At 62.8% G+C, this 26,364-nt stretch carries 30 protein-coding genes; 18 read left to right on the top strand and 12 right to left on the bottom strand.

From position 1 onward, the window contains the following. A partial coding sequence (locus tag JaAD80_RS22105; RefSeq protein WP_102297479.1) for a uracil-DNA glycosylase occupies nucleotides 1-671 on the top strand: 671 nt, incomplete at its 5' end. Further along, nucleotides 664-1,611 carry a DUF1853 family protein gene (locus tag JaAD80_RS22100; RefSeq protein ID WP_258003122.1) on the top strand — a complete coding sequence of 316 codons (948 nt, stop codon included), beginning with the start codon at nucleotides 664-666 and terminating at the stop codon, nucleotides 1,609-1,611. The genes JaAD80_RS22105 and JaAD80_RS22100, both read left to right, overlap by 8 nt. A 160-nt stretch (nucleotides 1,612-1,771) precedes the next feature. On the opposite strand, the gene lplT is transcribed toward JaAD80_RS22100, so the two are convergent. Beyond that, nucleotides 1,772-3,034, bottom strand: a complete 1,263-nt coding sequence (gene lplT / locus JaAD80_RS22095) for a lysophospholipid transporter LplT (RefSeq protein ID WP_102297474.1) — start codon at nucleotides 3,032-3,034, stop codon at nucleotides 1,772-1,774. 246 nt (nucleotides 3,035-3,280) lie between these two features. On the opposite strand from lplT, the gene alr reads away from it, so the two are divergent. From alr to fliD, 4 genes are all read left to right on the top strand, one after another. Continuing rightward, complete coding sequence (gene alr / locus JaAD80_RS22090; RefSeq protein WP_102297472.1) at nucleotides 3,281-4,372, top strand: alanine racemase; 1,092 nt, start codon at nucleotides 3,281-3,283, stop codon at nucleotides 4,370-4,372. Nucleotides 4,373-4,451: 79 nt separating this feature from the next. Next, complete coding sequence (gene radA, locus JaAD80_RS22085; RefSeq protein ID WP_102297469.1) at nucleotides 4,452-5,828, top strand: DNA repair protein RadA; 1,377 nt, start codon at nucleotides 4,452-4,454, stop codon at nucleotides 5,826-5,828. 131 nt (nucleotides 5,829-5,959) lie between these two features. Further along, nucleotides 5,960-6,280, top strand: coding sequence for a PilZ domain-containing protein (locus tag JaAD80_RS22080; RefSeq protein ID WP_258003121.1), 321 nt, complete (start codon nucleotides 5,960-5,962; stop codon nucleotides 6,278-6,280). A gap of 309 nt (nucleotides 6,281-6,589) precedes the next feature. Continuing rightward, nucleotides 6,590-7,975, top strand: a complete 1,386-nt coding sequence (fliD, locus tag JaAD80_RS22075; protein WP_102297488.1) for a flagellar filament capping protein FliD — start codon at nucleotides 6,590-6,592, stop codon at nucleotides 7,973-7,975. 74 nt (nucleotides 7,976-8,049) lie between these two features. On the opposite strand, the gene JaAD80_RS22070 is transcribed toward fliD, so the two are convergent. Next, nucleotides 8,050-8,850, bottom strand: coding sequence for a helix-turn-helix domain-containing protein (locus JaAD80_RS22070; protein ID WP_180979533.1), 801 nt, complete (start codon nucleotides 8,848-8,850; stop codon nucleotides 8,050-8,052). Between the two features lie 100 nt (nucleotides 8,851-8,950). Here JaAD80_RS22070 and JaAD80_RS22065 point away from each other — a divergent pair, with 100 nt between their 5' ends. The 3 genes from JaAD80_RS22065 to JaAD80_RS22055 all read left to right on the top strand — a co-directional run bounded on the left by JaAD80_RS22065 (nucleotide 8,951) and on the right by JaAD80_RS22055 (nucleotide 11,553). Beyond that, a complete protein-coding gene (locus JaAD80_RS22065; protein WP_102297462.1) occupies nucleotides 8,951-10,186 on the top strand; it encodes an MFS transporter in 1,236 nt (411 codons plus the stop codon). A 44-nt stretch (nucleotides 10,187-10,230) separates the two neighbouring features. Further along, nucleotides 10,231-10,725 (top strand): ribonuclease E activity regulator RraA, encoded by a 495-nt coding sequence (gene rraA, locus JaAD80_RS22060; RefSeq protein ID WP_102297459.1) that lies wholly within the window; start codon nucleotides 10,231-10,233, stop codon nucleotides 10,723-10,725. A 186-nt stretch (nucleotides 10,726-10,911) separates the two neighbouring features. Then, nucleotides 10,912-11,553: a choice-of-anchor C family PEP-CTERM protein gene (locus JaAD80_RS22055; protein ID WP_102297457.1), complete on the top strand. Its 642-nt coding sequence runs from the start codon at nucleotides 10,912-10,914 to the stop codon at nucleotides 11,551-11,553. 57 nt (nucleotides 11,554-11,610) lie between these two features. On the opposite strand, the gene JaAD80_RS22050 is transcribed toward JaAD80_RS22055, so the two are convergent. Further along, nucleotides 11,611-12,036: a DUF4952 domain-containing protein gene (locus JaAD80_RS22050; protein ID WP_102297455.1), complete on the bottom strand. Its 426-nt coding sequence runs from the start codon at nucleotides 12,034-12,036 to the stop codon at nucleotides 11,611-11,613. Beyond that, the gene (locus JaAD80_RS22045) at nucleotides 12,023-12,406 is read right to left on the bottom strand and encodes a MerR family transcriptional regulator (protein WP_102297453.1); all 384 of its coding nucleotides are present in this window, start codon (nucleotides 12,404-12,406) and stop codon (nucleotides 12,023-12,025) included. The genes JaAD80_RS22050 and JaAD80_RS22045 overlap by 14 nt, the downstream gene beginning before the upstream one ends. A gap of 82 nt (nucleotides 12,407-12,488) precedes the next feature. Here JaAD80_RS22045 and JaAD80_RS22040 point away from each other — a divergent pair, with 82 nt between their 5' ends. From JaAD80_RS22040 to JaAD80_RS22030, 4 genes are all read left to right on the top strand, one after another. Further along, nucleotides 12,489-12,926 carry a hypothetical protein gene (locus JaAD80_RS22040; protein ID WP_102297450.1) on the top strand — a complete coding sequence of 146 codons (438 nt, stop codon included), beginning with the start codon at nucleotides 12,489-12,491 and terminating at the stop codon, nucleotides 12,924-12,926. Between the two features lie 75 nt (nucleotides 12,927-13,001). Continuing rightward, nucleotides 13,002-14,846: a DUF4153 domain-containing protein gene (locus JaAD80_RS22035; protein ID WP_258003120.1), complete on the top strand. Its 1,845-nt coding sequence runs from the start codon at nucleotides 13,002-13,004 to the stop codon at nucleotides 14,844-14,846. A 773-nt stretch (nucleotides 14,847-15,619) separates the two neighbouring features. Further along, complete coding sequence (locus JaAD80_RS30435; RefSeq protein ID WP_146012478.1) at nucleotides 15,620-15,943, top strand: hypothetical protein; 324 nt, start codon at nucleotides 15,620-15,622, stop codon at nucleotides 15,941-15,943. A gap of 72 nt (nucleotides 15,944-16,015) precedes the next feature. Then, entirely contained in the window at nucleotides 16,016-16,444 is a 429-nt protein-coding gene (locus JaAD80_RS22030) for a hypothetical protein (RefSeq protein WP_102297447.1), read from the top strand. Between the two features lie 91 nt (nucleotides 16,445-16,535). Here the strand turns inward: JaAD80_RS22030 and JaAD80_RS22025 are convergent, their stop codons facing one another. The 4 genes from JaAD80_RS22025 to JaAD80_RS22015 all read right to left on the bottom strand — a co-directional run bounded on the left by JaAD80_RS22025 (nucleotide 16,536) and on the right by JaAD80_RS22015 (nucleotide 19,043). Beyond that, nucleotides 16,536-16,838, bottom strand: a complete 303-nt coding sequence (locus JaAD80_RS22025; protein ID WP_102297484.1) for an HNH endonuclease — start codon at nucleotides 16,836-16,838, stop codon at nucleotides 16,536-16,538. Nucleotides 16,839-16,957: 119 nt separating this feature from the next. Beyond that, a complete protein-coding gene (locus JaAD80_RS30840; protein ID WP_180979532.1) occupies nucleotides 16,958-17,116 on the bottom strand; it encodes a hypothetical protein in 159 nt (52 codons plus the stop codon). A 100-nt stretch (nucleotides 17,117-17,216) separates the two neighbouring features. After that, nucleotides 17,217-18,080, bottom strand: coding sequence for a flagellar motor stator protein MotA (motA, locus tag JaAD80_RS22020; protein WP_102297446.1), 864 nt, complete (start codon nucleotides 18,078-18,080; stop codon nucleotides 17,217-17,219). Nucleotides 18,081-18,122: 42 nt separating this feature from the next. Next, nucleotides 18,123-19,043 (bottom strand): LysR family transcriptional regulator, encoded by a 921-nt coding sequence (locus tag JaAD80_RS22015; protein WP_102297443.1) that lies wholly within the window; start codon nucleotides 19,041-19,043, stop codon nucleotides 18,123-18,125. 99 nt (nucleotides 19,044-19,142) lie between these two features. Here JaAD80_RS22015 and JaAD80_RS22010 point away from each other — a divergent pair, with 99 nt between their 5' ends. Then, complete coding sequence (locus JaAD80_RS22010) at nucleotides 19,143-20,312, top strand: mandelate racemase/muconate lactonizing enzyme family protein (protein WP_102297440.1); 1,170 nt, start codon at nucleotides 19,143-19,145, stop codon at nucleotides 20,310-20,312. Nucleotides 20,313-20,315: 3 nt separating this feature from the next. Here the strand turns inward: JaAD80_RS22010 and JaAD80_RS22005 are convergent, their stop codons facing one another. Genes JaAD80_RS22005 through JaAD80_RS30430 form a run of 4 tightly spaced genes read right to left on the bottom strand, consistent with a single transcriptional unit; the run spans nucleotide 20,316 to nucleotide 22,072 of the window. After that, entirely contained in the window at nucleotides 20,316-20,672 is a 357-nt protein-coding gene (locus tag JaAD80_RS22005; RefSeq protein WP_102297437.1) for a glyoxalase superfamily protein, read from the bottom strand. 34 nt (nucleotides 20,673-20,706) lie between these two features. Further along, nucleotides 20,707-21,417, bottom strand: a complete 711-nt coding sequence (locus JaAD80_RS22000) for a hypothetical protein (protein WP_219726863.1) — start codon at nucleotides 21,415-21,417, stop codon at nucleotides 20,707-20,709. Nucleotides 21,418-21,459: 42 nt separating this feature from the next. Next, nucleotides 21,460-21,822 (bottom strand): hypothetical protein, encoded by a 363-nt coding sequence (locus JaAD80_RS21995; RefSeq protein WP_102297435.1) that lies wholly within the window; start codon nucleotides 21,820-21,822, stop codon nucleotides 21,460-21,462. 40 nt (nucleotides 21,823-21,862) lie between these two features. After that, on the bottom strand, nucleotides 21,863-22,072 hold the full coding sequence (locus tag JaAD80_RS30430; protein WP_146012477.1) for a hypothetical protein: 210 nt from the start codon (nucleotides 22,070-22,072) through the stop codon (nucleotides 21,863-21,865). A gap of 88 nt (nucleotides 22,073-22,160) precedes the next feature. Here JaAD80_RS30430 and JaAD80_RS21985 point away from each other — a divergent pair, with 88 nt between their 5' ends. From JaAD80_RS21985 to JaAD80_RS21965, 4 genes are all read left to right on the top strand, one after another. Continuing rightward, nucleotides 22,161-23,219 carry a DUF4105 domain-containing protein gene (locus JaAD80_RS21985; protein ID WP_180979531.1) on the top strand — a complete coding sequence of 353 codons (1,059 nt, stop codon included), beginning with the start codon at nucleotides 22,161-22,163 and terminating at the stop codon, nucleotides 23,217-23,219. 183 nt (nucleotides 23,220-23,402) lie between these two features. After that, nucleotides 23,403-24,656 (top strand): DEAD/DEAH box helicase, encoded by a 1,254-nt coding sequence (locus JaAD80_RS21980; RefSeq protein WP_102297426.1) that lies wholly within the window; start codon nucleotides 23,403-23,405, stop codon nucleotides 24,654-24,656. 81 nt (nucleotides 24,657-24,737) lie between these two features. After that, nucleotides 24,738-25,205 carry a hypothetical protein gene (locus JaAD80_RS21975; RefSeq protein ID WP_102297424.1) on the top strand — a complete coding sequence of 156 codons (468 nt, stop codon included), beginning with the start codon at nucleotides 24,738-24,740 and terminating at the stop codon, nucleotides 25,203-25,205. Between the two features lie 610 nt (nucleotides 25,206-25,815). Further along, nucleotides 25,816-26,061, top strand: coding sequence for a hypothetical protein (locus JaAD80_RS21965; RefSeq protein ID WP_102297419.1), 246 nt, complete (start codon nucleotides 25,816-25,818; stop codon nucleotides 26,059-26,061). The last annotated feature ends 303 nt before the right edge of the window (nucleotides 26,062-26,364 follow it).

The following is a 26,364-nucleotide window of genomic DNA, read 5'->3' as shown; positions in this document are numbered from 1 at the left end:
CAGCCGCGCCAGCCGCGCCAGCCCCGGCTGCCGCGCCCGATGACACGGCCTGGTTCGACGACGCGCCGCCACCACCGCCCGCCAGGCAGCTCAGCGATGCCGATATCGCCGCCCTCGACTGGGATGGCTTGACGGCGGCCGTCGCCAAATGCGCGCGCTGCGACTTGTGCAAGACGCGCAAGGGCGTGGTCATGGGCCGTGGCAACCGCCAGGCCGATTGGCTGATGCTGGCCAGCAGCCCCTCGCGCGCGGAAGAGCGGGAAGGCCGCGCCTTGCCGGGCGAGCAGGGTATCTTGCTCGACAATATGCTGAAAGCCATCGCCGTCGACGCGGCCAGCGAGGCGTATGTCACGCACTTGCTGAAATGCCGTCCGCTGGACGAGGCGGGACAGGAACGTTTGCCAACCGAGGCCGAGTCGGCCGCCTGCCGCCCGTATGTCGAGCGCGAGATGGCCCTGCTGCAGCCGCGCACCATCCTGACACTGGGGTCGATGGCCGCCGCCGGCATCAATCCCGGCGAAAAGCCCGTGCGCGGCACGGTGCGCCAGCTGGGCGGCGCGTCCGTCATCGCCACCTTCCATCCGGAAATGCTGTTGCAGGATGAAACGGGCAAGGCCAAGGCGCGTGCCTGGGCCGATTTGTGCCTGGCGAAAAGCGCGCACGGTGAGTGATACGGCCGCTGCGACCTCTGCCACCTTCCAGGCCCGTTTCGAACAGCGCTGGGGGCATCTGACGCACCCGCGCGTGCGCGCGCTGGCCTGGCTGCTCGATTCGCCTGACCTGCTCGACCCGGCCAGCCCCCACTGGGGTGGGCGCATCGCCAGCCTGCCGCCCGTCACGCCTGCCGTGGCCGCGTGGCTGCAAGCCTTGCAGAACGACCCGTCGCCACTCGATGCGGCGCTGGGCCCGAAATTCTATTCCCGCCTGGGCCTGTACGCTGAAAAGCTGCTGGCCTTTTATTTTGAGCAGCAGGGACTGCTGCACGCGCATGGCTTGCAAGTGCAAATCAACCGCAATGACACGGTGGGCGAGTTTGATTACCTGCTGCATGACGGGTGCGACTTGCTGCACTGGGAATTCGCCACCAAGTTTTATCTGCTGCAAGGCGCACCCGATCCCGGTACCTTCAACCACCTGATCGGCCCGAACCTGGCCGATACCCTGGGCTTGAAGATGCGCAAGATACTCGACAAGCAACTGGCCCTGTCGCGCCACCCGGCCGCGCAAAGCCTGCTGGCCCAGCCCGTGCGCGCCGCGCAGGCCCTGATCAAGGGCTGGCTGTTTTATGCCATCGGCACCGCGCCGGGCATGGACGGTATTTCCCGGGAACATGGACATGGCTTCTGGTGCGCGCCGGCGCACTTGCCGGCGCAGCGCTACGTGGTGCTGCCGCGCCTGCAATGGCTGGCGCCGTTCAAGGGACGCGAGTTGGAAGTGTTTGATGTGGCGGCCTTGCGGGCGCAACTGGGAGATCTGGCGCAGCCGGTACTGGTGGCCGCCGTGGAGAATGTCGAAGGTTGGGAAGTGGAGCGCACGCGCGGCTTTGTCGTGCCCCATGACTGGACGCAGCAGGCTGCCGCGCGGCGGCTGGCAGGTACCTTGCCGATTTAAAACGAGTAACCCGAAACGACATCCGGGATCAGACCCTCAAGGTCTGACCCCAGCCCTTGCTTGGGTTTAGTGTTTCTGCTCACCAATCAGCGACAAATTATCGCGCTCAGTCAGGTAGGTCGGATTAGCGGCAACGCCGCGTAATCCGACACCACCGTTGTCAATGCTTCTGCTCGCCAATCAAAGACAGATTGTCATGTTCAGCCTGGTTCAGCTTGTGCTTGCGCATGATGGCGAACATGGTGCCGGCGACGAACAGGCCGAACAGGGTGATGATGATGTTCAGCGGCAGGTGCAAACGGATCATGATGGAATACACGGCCAGCATGGTCAGGATGGACAGGTTTTCATTGAAGTTCTGCACGGCGATGGAGTGGCCTGCGCTCATCAGCACGTGGCCTCGGTGCTGCAGCAGGGCATTCATCGGCACGACGAAGAAGCCGGACAGGGCGCCGATCAATATCAGCAGCGGGTAGGCGATCCACACGGAGTGTACTTGCGTCATCATCATGACGATCACGCCCATGGCGATGCCCAGCGGAATGACGGTCAGCGACTTGCGCAGCGGAATGAAGCGTGCCGACAGCACGGCGCCGGCGGCCACGCCGATGGCGACCACGCCCACCAGGCTGGTCGCCTTGTCGAAGGGCATGTTCAGCGACTGCTTGGCCCATTCCAGCACGATCAGCTGCAAGGTGGCGCCGGCGCCCCAGAACAGGGTCGTTACTGCCAGGGTGATCTGGCCCAGCTTGTCTTTCCACAGGATGGAATAGCAATTGGCAAAATCGGTAATCAGTTTGATAGGATTGCGTTCCTGGTGCGGATACACGCAGCCCGTGTCCGGAATCTTCAGGTTGGCCAGGGTTGCCAGCGCATAGATGGCGACCACCACGCACAGGGCCGCTTCCGTCTTGTTGGTGATGCCCGTGTCGATCAGCGGGAAGTCGAAGGACAGTAGCATGTCGGACACGTGGCCGCTGACGAGCGCGCCACCCATGACGGTGCCGAGGATGATGGAGGTGACGGTCAGGCCTTCGATCCAGCCATTCGCCGCCACCAGTTTTTCCGGCGGCAGCAATTCCGTCAGGATGCCGTACTTGGCAGGCGAATACACGGCCGCGCCAAAGCCGACGACGGCGTAGGCCAGCAGCGGGTGTACATGGAAGAAGACGAGGGCGCAGCCGAAGATCTTGACCATGTTGGCGATGAACATGACCTTGCCTTTGGGCAGCGCATCGGCGAAGGCGCCAACGAAGGCGGCCAGCAGCACGTAGAACAGCACGAACGACAGTTTAAGCAGCGGCGTGATCCACGCCGGGGATTTCATGGACACCAATAAATCGACGGCGACAAAAAAAAGGGCGTTATCGGCCAGCGAGGAAAAGAACTGCGCCGCCATGATGGTATAAAAACCACGATTCATTCTGGAATGCCTGAAATCATATCTGGCTTGCTTTATACCACGAAAAAACGGCAAACCCCAAGTTTGGAGGGGCCTGCTTTGCAGAGATTTGCCTAAGCGAACCTTAATTATTCTGCCGTAGAAAAATACATCACATGTGAGCATTTTATAAATGATGTCCGCTGCACACGACCGTGGGCGCCTGCCGTGTCCGCGACCTGTGCATCCGGTAAAATACGGCTTTCCCACTCGCCGTACACGACGCTTATGCCCAGGCCACTCATCGCCAGCATCCATCTCGATGCCATGCAACATAATCTGGCGCGTGCCCGCGCCTGCGCGCGCGGCGCCAGGGTGTGGGCCGTCGTCAAGGCAAACGCCTATGGCCATGGCCTGGAACGGGCCATGCGCGGCTTTGCCCATGCCGACGGCCTGGCGCTGGTCGAGGTCGATTACGCCGTGCGCTTGCGCGAACTGGGCTGGACCAAACCCATCTTGCTGCTGGAAGGTTTTTTCGACGCCAGAGACCTGCCCGTCATGGCGCAGCACAAGCTGAATGGCAGCGTGCATTGCAATGAGCAGATCGCCATGCTGGCAGCGGCGCGCCTGCCCGGCACCATCGACGTGCACCTGAAGATGAATACGGGCATGAACCGCCTGGGCTTCACGCCGGACGCCGTGGCCGCCGCGTATGCGCGCCTGCGCGCCATGCCGCATATCGGCACGATCACCCTGATGACGCATTTCGCCAATGCCGACGAGGCGGCGCCCACGCGTTTGCCCCTGGCGCAGCAGATGCTGCGCTTCGAGGCGGGCGCCGCCAGCATCGGCACTGCCTTGCCGCGCAGCCTGTGCAATTCGGCCGGCCTGCTGCTGCACCAGCTGGACAGCGACTGGGTGCGTCCCGGCATCATGCTGTATGGCGGCACGCCCAGCGGCGCTCCCGGCGGCACCTCGGCGCAGGCATTCGGCTTGCTCCCTACTATGACCTTGCGCAGCCAGATCATCGGCATCCAGGATATCGCCGCCGGCGAAGTGGTCGGCTACGGCAGCCGCTATGAAGCGGCCGGCAACATCAAGGTGGGCGTGGTGGCCTGCGGCTACGCGGACGGCTACCCGCGCCACGCGCCCGAAGGCACGCCCGTGCTGGTCGATGGCGTGCGCACGGGACTGATCGGCCGGGTCTCGATGGACATGCTGATGGTCGACTTGACGCAGGTGCCCGGTGCCCAGGTCGGCAGCGCCGTCACCCTGTGGGGGCAGGGCATGCCGATCGACGAGGTGGCGCTGGCCGCCGGCACCATCGGCTACGAGCTGATGTGCGCACTGGCGCCGCGCGTTCCGGTGATCGAGGCGTGACCTCGTCGCCTTGTTTGTATATACTGTGAATCCACTGTATATATAAACAGCATTATCACTTTACCGAGCAAAATACACCATGGCAAAAGTCAAGACCGTCTACACCTGCAGCGATTGCGGCGCCGTCAGCAATAAATGGATGGGGCAATGCACCTCGTGCAACCAGTGGAACACCATGGTGGAAAGCCTGCCCGAGACGGGCGGCAACAACCGCTATTCGAATCCGCAGCACATGTCGCTGGCGCAGACGGCGCCCGTGCTGTCGCTTGACGATATCGACGCCATCGATGTGCCCCGTTTCGGCACCGGCATCGAGGAATTCGACCGCGTGCTGGGCGGCGGCATGGTGGCCGGCGGCGTGGTGCTGATCGGCGGCGACCCCGGCATCGGCAAGTCGACCCTGCTGCTGCAGGCGCTGGCGAATATGTCGCATCACAAGCGCGTGCTGTATGTCAGCGGCGAGGAATCGGGCGCGCAGATCGCCTTGCGCGCCAAGCGCCTGGTGATCGACGCCAAGGAACTCAAGCTGCAGGCCGAGATCCAATTGGAAAAGATCCTGTCCACCTTGAATGACCTGAAGCCGGAAGTGGTGGTCATCGACTCGATCCAGACCGTGTATTCGGACGCCCTCAGCTCGGCGCCCGGTTCCGTGGCGCAAGTGCGCGAATGCGCGGCGCAGCTGACGCGCGCGGCCAAGCAGACGGGCGTGACCATCATTCTGGTGGGCCACGTGACGAAAGAGGGCGCGCTGGCCGGTCCCCGCGTGCTCGAACACATCGTCGACACGGTGCTGTATTTCGAGGGCGACGCGCACTCCAGCTTCCGTCTCGTGCGCGCCATCAAGAACCGTTTCGGCGCCGTCAATGAACTGGGCGTGTTCGCCATGACAGAAAAGGGCTTGAAGGGCGTGTCGAATCCGTCCGCCCTGTTCCTGTCGCAGCACGACAACCAGGTGCCCGGTTCCTGCGTGATGGTGACGCAGGAAGGCACGCGGCCCTTGCTGGTGGAAATCCAGGCGCTGGTCGATACCAGCCACTTGCCGAATGCGCGCCGCCTGTCCGTCGGCCTGGAACAGAACCGCCTGGCCATGCTGCTGGCCGTGGCGCACCGCCACGCGGGCATCGCCGCGTTTGACCAGGATGTCTTCATCAACGCGGTGGGCGGCGTGAAGATCACGGAGCCTGCCGCCGACCTGGCCGTCTTGCTGGCAATTAACTCGTCGATGCGCAACAAGCCGCTGCCACGCGGGCTGGTGGTGTTTGGCGAGGTGGGCCTGGCCGGTGAAATCCGCCCCGCGCCACGGGGCCAGGAGCGCTTGCGCGAAGCGGCCAAGCTGGGCTTTACCCTTGCCGTGGTGCCCAAGTCCAACCTGCCCAAGCAGGTCATCGAAGGCCTCAAGGTCATCGGCGTCGAGCGTATCGATGAAGCGTTCAACAAGCTGCGCGACCACGAGTAAGAGTTGGTATGGTGTAAATGCCAAGCTTGAGACAAGTCAAACAAAATTTCCGTTTGGAACTATAATATTTGTCCGATGGATTCACCCCGTGAATCCGCATCGACAATGAATTGATAGAGAAGCGGAATACAGTGTCAGTTGAGCAAAGGCAGGGCGCACGCAAGATTTTGCGTGCCAAGGCAATGTTGGTCATGGATGGGGCAGGGCCAGTAGCGGCGCGCACCCTCGATGTGGGGCCGGGCGGCATGTCGGCCGTGATCGCCGATCCGGTGCCCACGGGCAAGCAGGGCAAGGTGCTGTTCGAGCTGTTTTATGACGGCAGGGCGCACATCATCGAAGCGCGCACGGCTGTATCACACTGTATTTTCAGCAGCGCCGGTTTCAAGGTGGGACTGACGTTCATGAACCTGGATATGGCCGTCAGCAGCGCCATCTCCAAATTCATGCGCTAGGAGTCCGGGAAAAACCGTTGCGGCCAGCCCCCGCTTGACCGGACTGCTTGTCCTGTCTGCGGCAAGGCTTGCAGCGATGCACATTTCTCAAGCGCCACTTTTTAAATGCGCTAAAATGGTGCAAACACATTGCACGGCGGTAAACATGGCTCTGCTCGCTGTTTTGATCTTTTAGCCATGCTGCATAATTGTCAATCAGTGGAGACGACGCTGCCGCGCCCCGAGCGCATGCCGCCTCATCTCCTGTAGACGCAGCGCACGGTCAAGCCTGATCCGTGGGCAGCATACCTTCACAGGATGAAAGCCACCATGTTTAACTCGACCATCAACAGCAGGGCCTACACCAACAATACGCAGCAGACGACGCAGACGAATATCTCGGCCGACGTATATGCCAAGGTCGAGCGCCAGATGCAATCGCAGAACACGGGCGTGGTCAAGCTCAACGCCAGCCTGGCGCGCGACCAGGCCAAGTTCTCCGGCCTGGGCCAGCTGCAATCGGCGCTGGCCAAGTTCCAGACCGTGGCCAAGAACATGGCCGGCAGCGGCCTGGCCACCTCGGCCACGTCGAGCACCAAGGACGTCGTCAGCGCCACCACCACCGACAAGGCCGCCAGCGGCAGCTACGAGATGAACATCAAGCAGCTGGCGCAGGGACAGACCCTGCTCAGCGGCGCACAAAAATCTTCGAGCGCGGCGATCGGCACGGGCGCGTCCGCGCTGGTCAAGATCGAAGTGGGCACGGCCGACGGCAAGCAATTCACGGCCGGCAGCGGCAAGATCATTTCGCTGACCATCGACAGCAGCAACAATAGCCTGGACGGTATCGCCGCCGCCCTGAAACAGCAGGGCGTCGACGCCAGCGTGGTGAAGGGCGCCGATGGCTACTCGCTGGCCATCAACGGCAAGAGCGGCGCCGACAGCAGCATGCGCATCAGCGTTTCCGGCGACGCGGCCGTCAGCAATTTGCTGTCTTATGCGCCCGGCTCCGGCAAGGGCCTGCAGCAGACGGCTGCCGCGCAGGACGCGCTGCTGACCATCGACGGCAAGGAAATCAAGAGCGCCACGAATACCCTGACGACGGCCGTCGAAGGCGCCACCATCGAATTGAAGAAGAAGGGCATCACCGACCTCGTCATTGCCAAGGACAACAGCCAGATCGCCAGCAACGTGGCCAGCTTCGTCACGGCGTATAACGACCTTAACAGCAAGCTGCAAAGCTTGCAGCAGGGCGACCTGAAGTCCGACACGGCCCTGGGGCAAGTGCGCTCGCAGATGGAGCAGGTGCTGCGCACGGCCAGCACGGGCGTGCCGTCGTCGGTGCTGGGCAGCGCTGGCGTGACCCTGGGCAAGAGCGGCGAGCTGGTGCTGGACGACAAAAAACTCAAGGCCGCCATCGAGGCCGATCCCGATGCCGTCAGCAAGCTGTTTACCAATAACGGCAAGGGCGTGGCGGACCAGTTCGCCAGCAAGATCGGCGAGCTGACGGGCGAAACGAGCATTATCCGCAAGGAAGTGCAAACGGTCGGCAAGGAGATCACTACCTTGACCAACAAGAAAGCCGTGCTGGCCAAGGCGCTGACGGCGCAGGCGCAGGCGCTGGTCAAAGCGTATTCGGCGCAGGAACAGATGGGGACGAACTCGGCGCTGCCGGGCTACACCGGCAAGAATTCCCTGTTCGATTTCATGGCCTGAGCCAGCTTGACGCGGCAGCCGCCACGCAGGGCGGCGTTGCCGCGCCTGGCCTTGAATATGCTCTGACTACGCTGTCAGGCGCGCCCGGCCTGTGCAAAAAACGCCGACGGCGAACTGCCGAACGTTTTCTTGAACATGGCGGAAAAGGCCGACTGGCTGGCGTAGCCCAGTTCTTCGGCCACCTGCGACAGCGGCACGCCGCGCGCGATCAGGGGCGCCGCATGGGCCAGGCGCACCTGCTGGCGCCACTGGCCAAAACTCATGCCCAATTCCCGTTCAAACAGCCGCGCCAGGGTCCGTTCCGAGGCGCCGACTTGCTGCGCCCAATGTTCCAGCGTCTGGTTGGAGCCGGGCTTGTCGATCAGGCCGTCGCACAGGGTTTTCAGGCGCTTGTCGCTGGGCAAGGGCACGCGGATGGGGCGCGTGGCCGAGCGTTTCAATTCGTCGAGGATCAGCTCGGCCAGCAGCGCCTCGCGCGCCGGTTCCTGCCCCGGGTCCAGCTGTTCCAGCGCCATGATCAGCTGGCGCAGCAGGCTGGACACTTCAAGCACCTTGCAGTCGCGGCCGATGAAGGGCGCGCGTCCGGCGTGGATGCACAGGGGGCGCAAGCGGGTTTTTTCCAGTATCGTGACGGCATGCTCGACGTTCGGCGCGATCCAGATGGCGCGCATCGGCGGCAGCACCCAGCTGCTGTTGTTGGCGGTAATGCGCAGCACGCCTTCGAGCGCCATGGTGACCTGGCCCCACGGATGCGTGTGCGGCGAGAGAAATTCATCGGGTTGCAGGTCGCGCGCGATCATGGTCACGGGAATGGTCGCGCTGGGCGCTTCCCGTGGCGGACACATGCGGGTATGGTGGAGGATAGGTACACCCATCAGCTTGGCCTTAATTCGATAAATTATGTCGTCCTGTCGGAAAACAGACGATGATATTTTGCATACACTTGAGCTTCACCAGTATAAGACAGGGTATGACATGATAACAACTAACTCGCCATCCGAACTTCCCTCATTGCGCAGCGATGCGCGCGTCATCGGCCTGGTGGGCCTGGCGCATGGCGTGTCGCACTTTTACCACCTGATCCTGGCGGCCCTGTTCGTCTGGCTGAAACCCGCGTTCAACCTGTCGTATGCGGAACTGGGCTTGCTGATGACGGTGTTCTTCATCATCTCGGGCGTGGGCCAGGCGCTGGCCGGCTTTGTCGTCGACCGCTTCGGCGCGCGCGCCGTGCTGTTTTCCGGCGTCTTCCTGCTGGGCGTCTCGGCGCTGGCCCTGTCCACCGCCCACAGCTACACGGCCCTGATGCTGGGCGCCATGCTGGCCGGCGTGGGCAACAGCGTGTTCCATCCGGCCGATTACACGATTCTGAACCAGCGCGTCTCGGCCGCCCGCGTGGCGTACGGCTTTTCCGTGCATGGCATCAGCGGCAACATCGGCTGGGCCCTGGCGCCATTGTTCATGACCTACGTGGCCACGCATTATGACTGGCGCGTGGCCCTGCAGTGCGCGGCCGTGCTGCCGTTCGGCGTGCTGCTGGTGCTGTTCCTGAACCGCCACGCCATCCGCCCCGAGCCGCTGAAGCTGGCCGCGCGGGGCGCGGCGGCCAGCGGCGAAGGCACGCTCGACTTCCTGCGCCTGCCGGCCGTGTGGATGTGCTTTGCCTTCTTCTTCATTACCGCCATCGCCCTGGGCGGCATCCAGAGTTTCGCCAGCGTGGCCCTCGTCAAGCTGTACGGCATGAGCCTGGCCCTGGCCACCAGCGCCTACACGGCCTATATGCTGGCCTCGGCCGTGGGCATGCTGGCCGGCGGCGTGGTGGGGGCGCGTAGCAAGCAGCCGGACCGCAACGTGGCGATCGCTTTTTCCGCCGCCGCGCTGCTGGCCGTGCTGCTGGGCATGGCTGTCGTGCCGGTCTGGGGCGCCGTGGTGCTGATGGGCGCCATCGGCCTGACGTCCGGTGTGGCGGGCCCATCGCGCGATCTGATGATACGCGCGGCGGCGCCCAAGAATGCGACGGGACGCGTGTATGGCGTCGTGTATTCCGGCCTCGACAGTGGCCTGGCCGTCGGTCCGCTGTTCTTTGGCGCGCTGATGGACGGCAACCATCCGGCCCTGCTGTTTTTCTTCATCGGCGTGTTCCAGGCGCTGGCGATTGCCACTGCCGTCGGTGTCGGCGGTAAAACGCGTGCCGCAGCGCTGCAAAAGGCATAGAATCGTTTCCATCCGAAACCATTCATTCACTTCCTGGAGCGAGCATGACTTTTGCCACCACCGATCTGTGCGACGATTATGCGGCCATGCTGGACGATGGCACCCTGGCGGTGCTGCCGCCCGTGTACCGCGCCTTTGGCCAGCGCGTGCGCTTCAGCGGCCCGGCCACCACCTTGCGCGTGTTTGAAGATAACGCCCTGGTGCGCAGCACGCTGGAAACGCCGGGGCAGGGCCATGTGCTGGTGATCGACGGCGGCGGCAGCCTGCGCCGCGCGCTGGTGGGCGGCCAGCTGGGTGTGCTGGCCGAGGGCAATGGCTGGGCCGGCATCGTCGTGCACGGCTGCATCCGCGACAGCGAGGAAATCAATGTCTGCCAGCTGGGCGTGCGCGCCCTGGCCACCCATCCGCGCAAGAGCAACAAGGAAGGCACGGGCCAGCGCGACGTGCGCGTTGAAATCAGCGGCGTGGCCGTGCATCCGGGCGACTGGGTGTATGCCGATGCCGACGGCATCCTGGTGGCGCGCCAGGAACTCGATTGAGCCGCCATCGCCCATATCACCCAACGCGCCGCCTGGCGCGTTTTTTTTATGCGGCGGCAACCGCCATAAGCGTTACATAATATCTACATTTAATATATTTTTTGCAAATTTCTTTGATTTTTATTCATACTGGGATATGATTTCACTTAAGGTAACTTTAATATCGCCAAGGCAAGGAAATAACCCATGAAAATCGCCACCATCGCTGCAGTTGTCGCCCTGTTCGCCGCCGGTACGGCCAGCGCCAGCCCTGTCAACCTGATCACGAATGGCGAATTCGAGATCATGGTGCCCGGCTACGCGTTTTCCGACGGTTACCAGGTGGTCAATAGCGGTTCCATCGCGATCATGGGTTGGACAGTTGGCGGCGGTTCCGTCGACCTGATCCACAATGCCTACAACGCCATCAGCGGCTATAGCATCGACATGCTGGGCACGCCAGGCCCCGGTTTCCTGTCGCAGGATTTCAATGTCGTGGCCGGCCAGACCTACAACCTGAGCTTTGACATGGCGCGCAATCCCGGCGGCCCGGCAGGCCAGGGCGTGGCCGTCAGCTTCGGTGGCGCGGCAGGCAATTTCTACTCGACGGCTGCCGCCTCGAACACCCTGTACAGCAACACCCTGAGCTTCACCGCCGCGTCCACCGGCTTGGCGACCTTGTCGTTTGCCAGTGCCGCCCAGGCGGGCACGCCGTACGACAATTATTCGGGTGCCGTGATCGACAATGTGTCCGTGATGGCCGCCGTGCCGGAGCCGGAAACCTACGCCATGCTGCTGGCCGGCCTTGGCCTGATGGGTTTCCTGCGCCGCCGCAAAGCCGCCAAGTAAGCCAGTTTTTTTCCGCATCAAACCGCCTGCTGCACCGCACAGGCGGTTTTTTATTGTTCAGGGATCTTGCGCGTAGCCGTCGACCTGCACGACAAAGCGCGCGATCCGCGGCCAGTCGGCGCGCGTCCTGACCAGCGTTTCGCCCGTTGCCATCACCATTGCGTAGCCGTAGCCCGTGCGGCGGTCGCGCCAGGAATGCCGCGAGCTGTCCCAGGCGCAGCAATAACGTTTGAGCCGGGGCAAGCCATAGGTGCGCCGCATGTACGCTTCCGCCTGCCCTGCATGCGTGCCATCCACGTGGTAGCGTGCCTCGAAGGGCTGGTCCTGGCGTTCCATGTTTTGCTGGCACCCCTGGTAGACCAGATACGTGGGCTTCTTGCCCAGCTGGGAAAGGAAGTCGCCGCAGGCCAGCTCGGCCGCGGCGGCCTGCGTGCCGCCTGCGCCCAGCAGGAATAGCCAGGGCAGCAGTTTATTGATTCGCATCGGCGTCTCCCCGCAGCGGGCACGCGGGCGCTGCCGGCCCCATACGCAGCACCAGTTCGCCGCGCAACTGCGTCAATCCCGCGATGCGCGCATCGATTTCACCGAGCTTGCGGGCCAGGGCCGTGCGCAGCAGGTCCGCCGTGGCGGGATCGCCGGCGCTGGCCAGCAGCGGCATGTCGGCCTCGATTTCCGCCAGGGTAAAACCCAGCTGCTGCGCCGTGCGCAAATAGCGCAACCAGTCGGCCGCTTCTGGCGGGTAATCGCGGTAGCCGTTCGCGCCGCGCCGCGCGCGCAGCAAGCCGCGCTTTTCATAAAAGCGCAGGGTATCGCGGCTCAAGCCCGTCGCCTGCGCCATCTCGCCGATCTGCATTGTTCCATCTTTCATAAAATGCTTGACCATGGAGTGTACTCCAAGCTCGATCATGAGCGCTTTCCACTGATTGGGAGTTGCCATGTTGTCCGTTTCCGCCTTTCGCCGCGTGGTGCGCGCCAGCGCCATTTATGATGTGCTCATGATTGCCCCGTTCACCACGCCGTGGACGTTTTTGCTGCTGCGCGAGCACTTGAGCGCCCTTAACGTGGGCTTTGGCGGCGTGCCGCTGCCCGACTTCGGACCGTTCCACTTGCTCATCAGCAGCCTGCTGGGCAGCGTGGTGCTGGTCTGGTCGGTATTGCGGATACTCGACCCGCAGCCGCGCTTCGGCCGCTTCGACGCGGCGGCCCGCTACCTGTTTTCCACCTGGATGGCGTGGGCGCTGCTGGCGACGGGCCAGCCCTTGCTATGGCTGTTCCTCGTGCCGGAACTGGCCTGGGGCCTCGCGCAGAGCTTGCCGTTGCGCCGCGGCGAAGGTGCGCCAGGCGGGCATGCGCACGAATCGTTGTTGAGATGACGATAACGAAATGCAATAATGCGCCTGTATGCCATACAGCAATGCATGGCAATAATGATTCATAAAGGAATGACTATGCAGCAGGATGCCGCTGGAAAAAACATGGCTTTGCTCGATCCGGTGGTGGCGCCGCGCATCGCGGTAACGCGTCTGGTGACGGGCCTGCTGCAAGGCGTGCTGCTGTACTGGCTGTACAGCACGGCGCAAGACAAGGTCTGGCCCGCCACGGAAGCTTATCTGCTGGGCCCGTTGATGCTGGTCAGCCTGCTGCTGCCCATTTTGCTTGTGTCCAGCCTGGGCCACATGTCGGCCAAGCGCATCGTCCTGTGGATGGCGGGTGCGGCGGCCGTGATGGCCGTGCTGGCCTGGCATGACGTGGCGCGCGGCGCCGAGCACGTCATCTGGGGCAACTACAAGCCGGGCGCGCCCTTGCGCGTGATTTCCGCCCAGCTGTTCGGTTTCAGCGTGGTGGGCTTTTATATCGCCCACGCGCTGGTGCTGGCCAGCGCCCAGGATGGCCGGCGCATCGCCCGCTACCCGACCTATTTTGAAATTGCCTGGAAGCTGGGCATTCAACTGCTGTTTTCCTTGCTGTTCGTGCTGGGCCTGTGGCTGGTGCTGTGGCTGGGCGGGCAGCTGTTCCTGCTGATCAAGCTGAGTTTCCTGAAGAAACTGCTGAGCCAGGCCTGGTTCGTGATACCCGTCATCTGCTTCGCCTTCTCGTTCGCCATCCACATCACGGACGTGCGCCCGTCCATCGTGCGCGGCATTCGCACCCTGCTGCTGGTGCTGCTGTCGTGGCTGGTGCCGATCGCCGCCGTGCTGGTCTCCGGTTTCCTGCTGACCTTGCCCTTCATCGGCTTCGAGCGCCTGTGGGCCACGCGCCACGCGGCCTCCGTGCTGCTGGGCATGGCCGGCGTGCTGGTCGTGCTGATCAATGCCGCCTTCCAGAATGGCGAAGTGGGCCATGGCGTGGCGCGCGGCATCCGCCTGGGCACGCGCCTGGCTTGTTTGCTGCTGCCGTGGGTGGTGGGCATCGCGATTTATGCGCTGACCCTGCGCGTGATGTCGCATGGCTGGACGGCCGACCGCCTGATCGCCGCCGCCTGCCTATTGATCGCCACGTGCTACGCCGTCGGCTATGCCTGGGCCGCCAGCAAGTATGGCGACTGGCTGCACCTGATCGCCAACGTCAACGTCGCCACCGCCGGCGTCACCCTGCTGGTGCTGTTCGCGCTGTTCTCGCCGCTGGCGGACCCGGCGCGCATTTCCGTGGCCAGCCAGATGGCGCGCCTGGACAGCGGCAAGGTCAGCGTGGACAAGTTCGATTTCGAATACCTGCGCTTCGAGGGCGCCCGCTACGGCCAGGCGGCCTTGCAGGAATTGACGACACGCACGCAAGGGCCGGATGCGGCCATCGTGCGTGCCCGCGCCACGGCCATGCTCAAGCGCCAGAACCGCCTCGACGAGACGGGCGCCCTGAGCGACGTGTCGATCAACCTTACCCTGCGCCCGGCGACGGCGAAATTGCCGGAAAGCTTCGTGCGCCAGGACTGGACGCAGGTAGGCCCGGCCTGGCGCCTGCCCGCCTGTCTGAAGCGGGCAGGGCAGCAGTGCGACGCCTACCTGCTCGATTTCGATGGCGACGGCAAGCAGGAAGTGCTGCTGATCAGCAATGACCCTCGTGCCTCGTCGGTATTGCTGGCTGAGAAGGACGATGGCAGCTGGACTGCACGCGGACAGCTCCCCGCCGACGCCTTGCGCTGCAAACCCCTGCGCGAAAAACTGCAGGCCGGCGAATTCCAGCTGGTGCCGCCGAAAGTACGCGAACTGGAAGTCGACGGCCAGCGCGTGCCGATGACTTTATATACGCAGGAGGAAGAGCTCAGCTGCCCGGAAGAGGCGGCCACGGCGCCATAAATGGCAGAAAAGCAGCCGACGGTTTTGCAAGCAGACGAGATGTTGCTTTATGGACTTGCCGACTACAAGCTCGCTGGCTCCCTGGAAACCTGGGGGCGCGCGTAAGCTGGTGGCAAAGATCGATGGCGGCGAACGGCTTGGAGAACGGGGCGAAAAGCATCGAGAAACCCCAACGCCCAATGACGCAACAGCATTGTGCGGCAATACGTGGAAGTGGCTCAGCGATATCCAGGACGCTGTGAACGCACTTCATTGATCCGCCTACTTCGGTAGTTCAGGCAACAGCTAGCCCAAAGCGGAACTGCGCAGATCGGGCAAGAATTCGACAACAGGACGTTATTACGATGAAACAGTATTTTGGGACGGTAGTAGCGGTCATCGGGACAAGTGCGCTCTTTGGGTGCTCGGCATCTCAACCCGCAGCGGCGCCTGTTGCTGTTGCCAATGGGGCACCTTGGGCCGCTAACGTGACTAAGGTAGTGCAATATACATTCCCGGACGCAGAAAAATCACGGCTCCCTTTACCGAGCGATATTGGCGTGGCATGGGACGAAATTTCTCATCGAGGTGCTATGAGATGGGATTGTCGTGCAGTGCCAAGCGGTAAATTCGTTATGAACTCCCTGTGTGCGAATGAGCCCAAGGTCGACTCACGGTGGCCCGGGACAGCGCCACCCCCGGGTTGGGACGGAATGGTTCATTTAGACTAATCCAAAGCAGTGGCATTGATTTTATGGTAATTGTGTGGCGGAAGGACGGATTGGAGGAACGCCTTGGCGAACGCCTGGAATGAGGCGGAACCTGCCAACGTCGGCGAGCGCTCAGGAGCAGACGGACGAAAGATAGTGAAACCGCGTCGAGCAGAGATGGATATGGTAAAAATTAACACAACAGGAACTATCATGAATTCTGAGCATCCAACTCATCAGGTTCGAGTTGAGCATGACCCGGAAAAGACAGGAGGCTATTTCATCGTTGAATGGTGGGACGGTAGTGGTGGTCCAAATCCATATCGTGCTTTTGATTCATGGGTGGAGACTTTGAGTGGCGTGTCTCAGTTCATTGCCGAGTCTGGATGGAAAATCCGTTGGCAATAAAATATAAGGCTGAAACCGCCCAAAACCGGACATGCGCGACTGTATTAACCTCAAATTCAATGAACGAAATTGATGACAACAATTCTGCAAGATGTAGTCGATACGGCGAAGCGCGCCATAGAAACCTTTCATGACCGGTCGAGCGGCCGTCTGGATTTCTCTGAGAACAGCCTTTCAATCGTGGAAGAGATGCTGGCGGAAGCTTCGGGCTACCTCGATGAAATGTCCCAGGCCGAGAGTTCAAGTTTAGTTCAGCTCTTTGCTTGCTACGTCCTTGAGGTTGCACGCACCAGGTACGGCGGTGAGTACGCATGGCTCGACGAGGAGCGAGGCCCCGTGCTGGTTGTCGGCGAACCTGAGACGCACATTGCCATTGCTACCTGGGCAAGAATACGTAGTCGGTTGAGCTGTGACGGGGCCGATAACATCCCGTTTTTCTACCGAGGCTTTTCCGACATGGCCAGTACGCTACCAAATGGAAAACGCACGCTGTTCGTTTGAGTCAGCTGGGTTTGGACGTCCGCTTTATGGCGGAAGCGGACGGAACTGATTAGCGCTCCGCATCGCTTCCAGTAGCTTGAGAGCGCGATTGTCAGCGTGGGAATTTATACCGGACCAGCAGCGTCGGTCCTTTGCCGCCGGGTGGCGTCAGCAGTATCTCGTCACCGGGCTGCATTTCCTCATACATCACCGTGCAACAGGTCGGCATCGAGTGGCCGCGCGCGGGATAAACGCCAACCTCGGTGTGCAGGTTCGCGGCGCGTATGTCCACGCTGGTCTCGCCGGCCTTTGCCGCTTCCTGCAACTGCTTGCGCAGCACGGTGACGAAGTCCCCTTTGCTGAGTCTGGCAGGTGCCTGGTTTGCTTGCGGGCGAACGGTCGCGTCGTTTTTCATGGCAGTTTCTTTCAGTGTATACATTTCCGCCACTATATCATTCGCCCCCGGCCGCTACCTATGGCGCAAGGAGGGCAGCCACGCGATACGCGAGCTGGAGCAGCCAGGTGCGTATTCGCTCAGACGCCCAATGCAGCCAGGACTTCGTCGCTCGTGCGTGCCCCGGCGTATTCACGATGCAGGTTTGCCAAGGCCATCAAGCGGACATCGTCGGCGCTGCGCCCCTTGCCGGCAGAGTGCTGCTTCGCCTCGCGCCAGGCTGCCGCAAGCGGCGCCATGTTGTCGCTTGCCGATCGCTTATTTCTTGGAGGAAGTGCGGTATGGCACTTGCCCTCTTCATGTCGATGATGATCAGGTCAAGGATCTTCCAGGGCTGCCTCAGGTGCGCGTCTTGACCTGGCGCACGTGGTTTTCCAGTTCGCTGAACGACGGGCGTTCCGTGGCGGAAATGACCTTGCGGCCGAATTCCACGGCCAGCGCCGGCGCGTAGCCGTTCAGGCTGGCCAGCAGGGTGACTTTCACGCACTGGTACATTTTCGCCGTTTCATGGTGCTTGCGGCGCAGCAAGCTGGCCAGTGGCGCGATGAAGCCGTAGGCCAGCAGGATGCCGATGAAGGTGCCCACCAGCGCCTGCGCGATCAGCACGCCCAGCTCGGCCGGCGGCAAGCCGACGGAGGCCATGGTGTGCACCACGCCCATCACGGCGGCCACGATGCCGAAGGCGGGCATGGCGTCGGCCAGCTGCGAAATCGTCTGGATCGGCATTTCCGCATCCTCGTGGTAAGTCTCGATCTCGTTATCCATCAGGTTTTCAATCTGGTAGGCATCCATATTGCCCGACACCATCAGGCGTAAATAATCGGTGATGAATTCCAGGATGTGCTCGTCGCCGAGCGTGTACGGATACTTGACGAAGATGGGGCTGCGGTAGGGGTCGTCGATATCGTCCTCGACCGACATCAGGCCTTCCTTGCGGATCTTGCTGAGGATTTCATACATCAGGCCCATCAGCTCCATGTAGCGCGATTTCGTGTATTGCGAACTGTGGAACAGGGTGGGCAGGGCGGCGAACGTGGCGCGGATGGCCTTGGCGTCATTGCCGACAAAAAAGGTGCCCAGCGCGGCGCCGCCGATCATCAGCAGTTCCAGCGGCTGGAACAGGGCGCCCAAATGCCCGCCCTGCATGGCGAAGCCGCCGAAGACGGAAAACAGCACGACGAGAAATCCGAGTATGACTAGCAAAACCTACTCCTTCATAATATTGCCATATCGCAATATTGTAGTTTAACCTGATTCGGCTGCCGTGGCCGCTTCCGGCTGCAATTGCTGGCTGAGAAAATTGATAAAAGCGCGCACTTTGGCGGGCAATTGATGGCGGCTCGGGTAGTAGGCATACAGGTCGGCCGGCGCCAGCGTGTAGTCGGGCAGCACCACGCGCAGGCGGCCGCTGTCGAGATAGCGTGCCAGATCCCATTCCGAACGCAGCAGGATGCCGTGGCCGTCCAGCGCCCAGCCCAGCACCACGTCGCCGTCGTTGCTGGCCACCGTGCCGCGCACTTTCACCGTCTGCGTGGCGCGGCCTTTGCTCAGGCGCCAGATGCCGTAGGCGTCGTCGTTCTGCCGGTGCACGATGCAGCGGTGGCGCGCCAGTTCGTCCGGCGTTTGCGGTGCGCCGTGCGCCTGCAGGTAGGCGGGCGAGGCGCACAGGAAACGCCGGTTCGACATGATCTTGCGCGCAGACAGGCGCGTGTCGGGCAGGTCGCCGAAGCGGATGCCCAGGTCATACGCCTGCTCGACCAGGTTGATGGGGCTGTCCGTCAGCTGCAGCTGCACTTCCAGCTGCGGGTGGCGCAGGGCGAATTGCGACAGCAGGGGCGCGATCACCGTGCGGCCGAAGCCCAGGGTGGCATTCACGCGCAGCAGCCCGCGCGGCTGCGCGCTGCCGCTGGCCAGGGACTCTTCCATGGCGCGGATATCGTCGAGAATCTGCCGCGCCTGTGCCAAATAACTTTCGCCATCGCCCGTCAGGCTGATGCGCCGGGTGCTGCGGTTCAGCAGGCGCACGCCCAGGCGCTGCTCCATCAGCGTCAAGCGCTTGCTGACGGCGGGCGGCGTGATGCCCAGCTCGCGCGCCGTGGCCGACAGGCTGCCCAGCTTGGCCAGCAGCACAAAGAAGGCCATTTCCGTGGTGGCGTCAGTTTTCATTGTTAACCTGAAGTGAATAATGGTTTAAATTTGTGTCAATTATACGACTCCATATCGCGGGTAAGCTGGCGTCATTGTTTTCAGCCACAGGAGACCCGCATGAAAATCGTTGAAATCCGCGAAAGGACCATTCCCATTTCTTCCCCCATCCGCAACGCCTACATCGATTTCACGAAGATGACCTTAAGCCTGGTGGCCGTCGTCACGGATGTGATGCGCGACGGCAAGCCAGTGGTCGGCTACGGCTTCAATTCGAATGGCCGCTACGGCCAGGGCATGCTGATGCGCGAGCGTTTCATCCCCCGCATCCTCGACGCCGACCCCGCTTCGCTCGTCACGGACGACGGCGGCAATCTCGATCCGCACAAGGTGTGGGACTGCATGTACACGAATGAAAAGCCGGGCGGCCACGGCGAGCGTTCGGTGGCCATCGGCACCATCGACATGGCCATCTGGGATGCCGTGGCGAAGATCGAGAACAAGCCCTTGTTCCAGCTGCTGGCCGAGCGCCATGGCACGGGCGTGCCGGACAAAAAGGTGTTCGTGTATGCGGCCGGCGGCTACTACTATCCGGGCCAGAGCCTGAGTGCGCTGCAGGACGAGATGCGCAGCTATATCGACCGCGGCTACACGGTGGTGAAGAAGAAGATCGGCGGCGCTTCGCTCGATGAGGACTTGCGCCGCATCGACGCCATCATGGAAGTGCTGCAGGACGGGCAAAAGCTGTGCGTGGACGCCAACGGCCGCTTCGACCTGGACACCTCGATCGCCTACGCCAAGGCGCTGCGCCAGTACGATTTGTTCTGGTACGAAGAGGCGGGCGATCCGCTCGACTTCGAGCTGCAAGCGACCCTGCGCAGCTATTACGACAAGCCGATGGCGACGGGCGAGAACCTGTTTTCCATGCAGGATGCGCGCAATCTGATCCGCTACGGCGGCATGCGCGCCGACCGCGACTGGCTGCAGTTCGACTGCGCCCTCAGCTACGGCCTGGTGGAATACCTGCGCACCCTGGACATGCTGCACCAGCATGGCTGGTCGCGCAGCCGCTGCATCCCGCACGGCGGCCACCAGATGTCCTTGAATATCGCGGCGGGCCTGGGCCTGGGCGGCAATGAATCGTATCCGGACCTGTTCCAGCCCTTCGGCGGCTTCCCCGATGGCGTCAGGGTGGAAAACGGCCACATCACCATGCCGGACCTGGTCGGCATCGGCTTCGAGGGCAAGGCCAACCTGTATGCGGAAATGCGCGCGCTGAGCGGGCAGTAAGCGCTATTCGCCGCGCTGCCAGAAGCGCAGCCGGTTGCCGAACGGGTCCGCCACTTCCAGGATGCGGCCCCAGTCCTCGTCGCGGATGCCGGGCCGCGCATATGCGTAATCCCTGTCGCGCAATTCCGCATGCAGGGCGGTGATATCGTCGACGGGAATGAGCAGCGCCGCGCCCGGCGTGGCGTCGCCGTGATGCTCGGACAGGTGCAGCACCAGTTCGCCGCGCGTCACCTGCAGGTACAGCGGCGCCGTGGGTTCGAAGCGGTGCTGCCAGTCCAGGGTAAAACCGAGAAAACCGAGGTAGAACTCGCGCGCTTTTTCTTCGGAAAAGATGCGCAGGATGGGAATGGGAGCATGCATGGCGGCGCTTTCAGCAAGGTGGCGATGCCTTATTTTAGCCGCAGGCCAGCGCCTGGCGTTTCATGCGTGCGGCCGGGCTGATTTTTTCCCAGCGGAACAGCCACATAATGATCAATTTGGTCGTGGCGCTGACGCAGGCCAGCAGCAGCAAGGGCCAGCCGGTTGCCAGCCCCATGACGCAGGCAAAGAAGATGGTGCTGACATCCATCGCCAGGATGAACTGGCTCATTTTCAGCGATACGGCGCCCGTCTTGCCCGAGCGCCAGATCAAGCGGATCTGGTGCGCATAGCCCTGCGCCAGCAGCACGGTGACGGCGACGATCAGGCTTTGCGAGACCGCGCGCTTTTCATCCGTGAACGTGGGACCGAAGGCGAGGCCCGCCAGGCCCGCGCACAGCAGCAGCGCGCAGGCCAGCAGCGCATGGCGGGCCGTCGCGCTGCGGCGGTCGCGGTAAATCTCGCACAGGATGGCCAGCGCGATCAGGGACGCGACCAGGCGCGGCCAGACGATGTAGTGGTTGAACGGCGTGATCGAATAGCCATACACGAAGAAGGCGCAATACGCGAGGAAGCTGACGGTGAACTGGTTGATGGACAAAATGTCCGTGCTCTTGCCGGCGCCAACGCTGGCATCGTGCTTGCGCTGCCAGATTTTCTTGAGCTGCGACCACAGGCCAAACAGGCTGACGACAATGAAAAGGGAATTGAGGCTGCCGGCGAAGGCGTACAGGGAAGGGGGCTGCAATGGGGGACTCCTGAGGCGGCGGTGAATGGAATGGGCGAGGCGCTAGTAAGCCGCGAAAAGGACCTTAGCATCGACCGCCACGATGCGCTCCGTCGTGGCGCTGGCGTGGATGCTGCCCGTGTAGCCGCTGTCCATGTAGCAGTCGACGACGAGCCTGGGGCGGCCTGGCTGGGCAAGTTCGATATGCGATTCACCGCGCGGATGCAAGGTGACGGAGGCGCTGGCGCCGGCGGCGATATCGCCCACGGCATAGGATCTGCCCCTGACATGCACCACCACCTGGCGCATGGGCTCCGCGCCAGCGTTCTGCAGGTGGAATGCCACGCCGCCGCGCGCCGCCGGTTCGCATGCGGTGGACAGGCAGAGGCTAGCCAGTGCCGGCAAGAGTGAAAGGTACTTTTTCATCGGAGGTTCTGTCGTTGCCTTGCGGGTGGCCGGTGCGAAATCACTGGCGCGCCAGTTGCGCGGCCAGTACGCTAAAAATGGATATGCCCGCCACGGATGCCACGCCCCATGGAGCGTGCATCGAGACGCGTGCCAGTTGGCGGCCAGCGCCGTCCATCCACGTCTGTTCCGTGACGCAGGCGATGGCGCCGTCGGCCTGGCTGCTCCCTGTCGCTGAAGCACGCCGCCAGCGGCTTGCCAAAGAGGCCATTATGCCATCATTGCAAGATGCCGCGCTGATCTGGCTGGCCTGGTACAGCGAAATACTTGCCGATCTTCACTTACACCTATAATGGGGCATGACTTTCTTATCACACCGTGCCCGCTCCGTGCTGGGCACCATCGGCAAAATGGCCGCTACTCTGATTATCCTGTTGACTGCCCTGTGGGGTGCGCTGGCGCTGTGGTACCAGCTGTCCGGCGGCACGGCCGCACAAGGCATCGGCGCCTTGCTGTGGGGCGCGCTGGGCGTGGCCAGCGTGGCGTTGTGGTGGCTGCGCGGCGACGCGCGCGTGCTGCTGCCGTATGCGGCCGGTTTCATTCTGCTGTTGCTGTGGTGGAGCTTGATCACGCCGAAGCAGCAGCGCGTGTGGGCCGACGACGTGGCGCGCAATGTCACGGGCACCGTGAAGGGCAGCACCGCCACGCTGGAGAATGTGCGCAATTTCGACTGGCGCAGCGACGACGACTACACGGTCAAGTGGGAGCAGCGCAGCTACAACCTCGACGAACTGCGCACGGTGGACACGGCGCTGTCGTACTGGACCGGGCCCTACATCGCGCATACCCTGATTTCGTTCGGCTTCGCGGACGGGCGCTTCCTGACGTTCTCCATCGAGATCCGCAAGGAAAAGGGCGAGAGCTTTTCCGCCATCGGCGGCTTCTTCAAGCATTTTGAAATGAGCCTGGTGGCGGCTGACGAGCGCGACATCCTGCGCGTGCGCACGAATGCACGGGGCGAGGACATGCACTTGTACCGCGTGATGATGCCCAAGGCGGCCATGCGTTCGCTGTTCCTCGCCTACCTGGACGAGGCGGAATCGCTGAAGCGCCAGCCGCAGTTCTACAACACCCTGACGGCCAACTGCACCACCATCGTCTTCGAGATGGTGCGCCGCATCGTGCCCGGCCTGCCCGTCGACTTCCGCCTGCTCGCTTCCGGCTACCTGGACCGCTATCTGTTCGACGTCAAGGGCCTGGTGCCCGGCCTGAGCTTCCAGCAGCTGCGCGACGGCGGCCACATTACGGCGCGCGCGCGGGCGGCGAATGACGATGCGGATTTCTCGCACGCCATCCGCCGCGGCATGCCGGGCTATGATGAAGCGGGCTACCCAAAACTGCAAATGCCGCGCCAGTAGCCGATAACATCCTCGGGCGTTGTTGCCATCGCCTTGCCGCACCCTCGTACTGTCCGCGGCATGGCGCCCGGCCCCGAGCATTTTGTCCGGCCAGGCGCACCCTTGCTTTATACTGTCGCTATTCCGACCGGCCGCCTTTCGCGGCCGGTCTCACTTTACGCACAAATATCAAGAAGGCCCGCTATGCCATTTTCCTCACTGGGTCTGATTCCCGCCCTGGTCCGCGCCGTTGACAAGGCCGGCTATGCAGCGCCGACGGCCATCCAGGCGGCCGCCATTCCCGCCATCCTGCGCGGCAGCGACGTGCTGGGCGCGGCGCAGACGGGGTCCGGCAAGACGGCCGCCTACGCGCTGCCGCTGCTGCAGGCGCTGATGGCACCCGCGGCGGGTCCGCGCCAGGTGCGCGCGCTGATCCTCGTGCCCACGCGCGAACTGGCGGCGCAGGTGGGGCAGACGGTGCATGCGCTGGCCAAGCCGCTGCCCGTCAAGCTGAAAATTTCCGTGCTGTTCGGCGGCGTGTCGATCAATCCGCAGATGATGGACCTGCGCGGCGGCGCCGATATCGTCGTTGCCACGCCGGGCCGCTTGCTGGACCTGGTGCGCCAGAACGCCGTGAAACTGGGCGGCGTGCAGCTGTTCGTGCTCGACGAGGCCGACCGCCTGCTGGACATGGGCTTTTCCGAAGAAATCAATGCCATCCTGGCGCTGTTGCCGGCCAAGCGGCAAAACCTGTTTTTCTCGGCCACCTTCCCCGACAGCGTGCAGGCGCTGGCCGACAGCCTGCTGGCGGACCCCGTGCGCATCGAAGTGGCGTCCGAGCCGCAGGACAAGCCGGACATCGCGCAGCGCGCCATCACCGTCGACGTGCCGCGCCGCACGCAGCTGCTGCGCTATTTGATTTTGCAGCACCAGTGGGAGCGCGTGCTGGTGTTCGTCGCCACCAAGTATGCGGCCGAACACGTGGCCGACAAGCTGCAGCGCGCGGGCCTGCACGTGGGCGCCTTCCACGGTGAATTCAGCCAGGGCACGCGCAGCCAGCTGCTGGCCGATTTCAAGGCGGGCCGCCTGCAAGTGCTGGTGGCCACCGACGTGGCGGCGCGCGGCATCGACATCGCGGGCCTGCCGGCCGTCGTCAATTACGACTTGCCCCGTTCCGCCGTCGATTACACGCACCGCATCGGCCGCACGGGCCGCGCGGGCGAGAGCGGCACGGCCGTCAGCTTCGTGACGGCCGATACGGAAGCGCATTTCCGCCTGATCGAAAACCGCAACGACTTGCGTATCGTGCGCGAAGTGGTGGCCGGTTTCGAGCCGACGGAGCTGCCCGCGCCCGTGAGCAGCGTCACGGATACGGTGCATGGCGGCGTGAAGGGCGCGCGCAAAAGTAAAAAAGACAAATTGCGCGAAGCGGCGGCCAGGGCGGCCGGCGACAACTAAATATGCCTTATGTGCGCTGGCCGCTTGTCCGGTCAGCCATCCCCCTTTAAGATTGTGTTTCTATAAAGCAAGGGGACGGTAATGCACAAGAAGATCATCACACGCAGCGGCATGCTGGCGTGCGCGCTGGCGCTGGCCGGCTGCGCCGGCATGGGCGGGCAGAGCGGCAATACCGGCATGCAGATGCCGGGCAAGACGCCGGCCAATGCCGCCGTGGCCGCCACCTGGTACAACCCGCCCAGCGAATTTCCCGGCATTTGCCTGACCCAGTTCAAGGATGGCAGCCTGCGCTTCGATGGCGGCTTCGCCTTCTTCAATCCGGGCCGCTGGACGTACGATCCCGCCACGTCCGAATTGAGCCTGCAGCTGGCGCCCACGCCTTCGCTGGAGCTGTCGCATGCGCAAGTCGTGCTGCACAAGAACCTGCTGCGCATCGACGGCAAGCAAAATACGCTGGTGTATGGCGTCAAGGCCGACACGGATGCCATCGGCCTGGGCGGCTTTGTCTTCTACCGCGACATGCCGTGCCCGGCCGCCAGGAACAGCTGACACAATCGCGGCATGCTTCCAGCCGATGCGTTGCCGGCGGCCTTGCGGCGATGCGCCATGGAAGGCGGGCAATGGCAACGTGCGACAAGCCTTGTTGCAACAGGTCGTCGAAGTCCACGCCATCCGCTGGTGGCGTGGACTTCATGCCAGCTCGAGGATGGCGGGCAATACGGCTTGCGGCGCCTGGCGTTGCCGTGCGCGCACCCGGTGTCGGCGACCCGCCTGCCACCGGCGGACGCATCGGCAATCCGTAAAACCCCGTGGGCCTTTGTTCCCTGCCAATCGCGGCAGCCAGATGGCTAAATGTCCATCTTGCATGGTTTTTAACTGGGACATTTTGTCTCAATGTATGGATATTGTTTTCAAGTAGTATGCATCAGAACCTGCGGCAATACCTTCTTGCATGCCAGGCGCCGACGTTTTCTCCTCTCACACCCGGATTCGGCACATCACTGCGCTGCATGCCATGGGTATTTCATGGCTGGCTATAATGAAAGATGGGGGCCGGATGCCTGCGGATGGCTTGAAAAAAGCGACGCTGTTGACGCAGCGTTTTGAGGGTGTGCCCCGCATGATAGATAGTGTCAAGTAATAACTGGAAAGATGCAAAATGATGGATTGGACCCCTATAGTCTTCGTGACGTTCAAGGCTCTCGTGCTCTGCACGGGTATGTTCTACGCCATCAAGTGGCATTACGATCAAGGGAAGAAAGACAAGGATAAGGCGAAGCAGAATCGCGCGGTGCTGCGCGCGAGCGGCAAGGTGGTCGCCATCTTCGTGCTACTGCTCCTGAGCCTGGGGATCGTTACCTTCTTCTGTGTCAGCATGCTTGGTCTGGAATTAACGTTCCCATAAGGGCAAGGCAGGGTCGGCCGGCATCAGTGGATGCCGCAGCAGTTTTTTGCCGTCATGGTGGCGCATTCCCCGTCTGGCATGAGCGGCCGCTGGCCCCGGATTGAGGCCACCTGGGCAAGCAAGCGCGCTTGCCAGACCCTCGGCTGCTACAGCGGCTTGCCGCTTTTTTCCACGATGTCCATGCGGCGCCCGATGCGCTGCGCTGCCTGCTGGTCGCCGGACTGCTCCGCGCGCAGGCGCTGCACGCCCAGCCAGGCCAGGAGCGGGCGGCGCCAGCCCTGGTCGGAAGCCGTCGATACGGCC

It is taken from the genome of Janthinobacterium sp. AD80, assembly GCF_002878455.1.
GTDB lineage: Bacteria > Pseudomonadota > Gammaproteobacteria > Burkholderiales > Burkholderiaceae_D > Janthinobacterium.
The sequence above is the reverse complement of the archived record's forward strand: the minus strand, read 5'-3'. Positions and strand labels throughout refer to the sequence as shown.

Excerpts from the sequence above, each read along its gene's own strand:
- JaAD80_RS30430 (WP_146012477.1), bottom strand. The coding sequence starts at position 22,072 with ATGGCCTCTTTGGCAAGCCGCTGGCGGCGTGCTTCAGCGACAGGGAGC.
- rraA (WP_102297459.1), top strand. The coding sequence starts at position 10,231 with ATGACTTTTGCCACCACCGATCTGTGCGACGATTATGCGGCCATGCTG.
- JaAD80_RS22035 (WP_258003120.1), top strand. The coding sequence starts at position 13,002 with ATGCAGCAGGATGCCGCTGGAAAAAACATGGCTTTGCTCGATCCGGTG.
- JaAD80_RS21985 (WP_180979531.1), top strand. The coding sequence starts at position 22,161 with ATGACTTTCTTATCACACCGTGCCCGCTCCGTGCTGGGCACCATCGGC.
- JaAD80_RS22055 (WP_102297457.1), top strand. The coding sequence starts at position 10,912 with ATGAAAATCGCCACCATCGCTGCAGTTGTCGCCCTGTTCGCCGCCGGT.
- JaAD80_RS22005 (WP_102297437.1), bottom strand. The coding sequence starts at position 20,672 with ATGCATGCTCCCATTCCCATCCTGCGCATCTTTTCCGAAGAAAAAGCG.
- JaAD80_RS22050 (WP_102297455.1), bottom strand. The coding sequence starts at position 12,036 with ATGCGAATCAATAAACTGCTGCCCTGGCTATTCCTGCTGGGCGCAGGC.
- lplT (WP_102297474.1), bottom strand. The coding sequence starts at position 3,034 with ATGAATCGTGGTTTTTATACCATCATGGCGGCGCAGTTCTTTTCCTCG.
- JaAD80_RS21965 (WP_102297419.1), top strand. The coding sequence starts at position 25,816 with ATGATGGATTGGACCCCTATAGTCTTCGTGACGTTCAAGGCTCTCGTG.
- fliD (WP_102297488.1), top strand. The coding sequence starts at position 6,590 with ATGTTTAACTCGACCATCAACAGCAGGGCCTACACCAACAATACGCAG.
- JaAD80_RS22030 (WP_102297447.1), top strand. The coding sequence starts at position 16,016 with ATGACAACAATTCTGCAAGATGTAGTCGATACGGCGAAGCGCGCCATA.
- JaAD80_RS22045 (WP_102297453.1), bottom strand. The coding sequence starts at position 12,406 with ATGCAGATCGGCGAGATGGCGCAGGCGACGGGCTTGAGCCGCGATACC.
- radA (WP_102297469.1), top strand. The coding sequence starts at position 4,452 with ATGGCAAAAGTCAAGACCGTCTACACCTGCAGCGATTGCGGCGCCGTC.
- JaAD80_RS21995 (WP_102297435.1), bottom strand. The coding sequence starts at position 21,822 with ATGAAAAAGTACCTTTCACTCTTGCCGGCACTGGCTAGCCTCTGCCTG.
- JaAD80_RS22070 (WP_180979533.1), bottom strand. The coding sequence starts at position 8,850 with ATGGGTGTACCTATCCTCCACCATACCCGCATGTGTCCGCCACGGGAA.
- JaAD80_RS21980 (WP_102297426.1), top strand. The coding sequence starts at position 23,403 with ATGCCATTTTCCTCACTGGGTCTGATTCCCGCCCTGGTCCGCGCCGTT.
- JaAD80_RS30840 (WP_180979532.1), bottom strand. The coding sequence starts at position 17,116 with ATGGCGCCGCTTGCGGCAGCCTGGCGCGAGGCGAAGCAGCACTCTGCC.
- JaAD80_RS22065 (WP_102297462.1), top strand. The coding sequence starts at position 8,951 with ATGATAACAACTAACTCGCCATCCGAACTTCCCTCATTGCGCAGCGAT.
- JaAD80_RS21975 (WP_102297424.1), top strand. The coding sequence starts at position 24,738 with ATGCACAAGAAGATCATCACACGCAGCGGCATGCTGGCGTGCGCGCTG.
- JaAD80_RS22015 (WP_102297443.1), bottom strand. The coding sequence starts at position 19,043 with ATGAAAACTGACGCCACCACGGAAATGGCCTTCTTTGTGCTGCTGGCC.
- JaAD80_RS22025 (WP_102297484.1), bottom strand. The coding sequence starts at position 16,838 with ATGAAAAACGACGCGACCGTTCGCCCGCAAGCAAACCAGGCACCTGCC.
- alr (WP_102297472.1), top strand. The coding sequence starts at position 3,281 with ATGCCCAGGCCACTCATCGCCAGCATCCATCTCGATGCCATGCAACAT.
- JaAD80_RS22010 (WP_102297440.1), top strand. The coding sequence starts at position 19,143 with ATGAAAATCGTTGAAATCCGCGAAAGGACCATTCCCATTTCTTCCCCC.
- JaAD80_RS22040 (WP_102297450.1), top strand. The coding sequence starts at position 12,489 with ATGTTGTCCGTTTCCGCCTTTCGCCGCGTGGTGCGCGCCAGCGCCATT.